Here is a 250-nt window from a genome sequence, read left to right as displayed (position 1 = left end):
GCTCGCAGTCGAGCGTCAGGTAGAAATGCGGGATGGTGGTCTTGGCCTCGACCAGGCGCCGCGCAATGGTCTTGCGCATATTGTCATGCGGGACGAAGTCGTAGGAGCCCTGTTCGAACAGACGCAGCACATCCCCCTCCCCCTTGAGGGGAGGGTGGCCGGCCACAGGCCGGTCGGGTGGGGTCGCTTCGACCGGTGTCGGCGCCAGGGCGGTGCTGAATTGGGCGGCGCCTCCTGAGGCGACCCCCTC

General features: G+C 67.6%; 1 protein-coding gene. It reads right to left on the bottom strand.

Translation table 11 applies throughout. From position 1 onward, the window contains the following. The coding region (locus tag EOB80_RS35800) for a 2-oxo acid dehydrogenase subunit E2 (RefSeq protein ID WP_245466515.1) at positions 1–250 on the bottom strand (250 nt) is incomplete at both ends.

The organism is Mesorhizobium sp. M7A.F.Ca.MR.245.00.0.0, from assembly GCF_003997415.1.
In the GTDB taxonomy this organism is placed as follows: Bacteria; Pseudomonadota; Alphaproteobacteria; order Rhizobiales; family Rhizobiaceae; genus Mesorhizobium.
The sequence above is the reverse complement of the archived record's forward strand: the minus strand, read 5'-3'. Positions and strand labels throughout refer to the sequence as shown.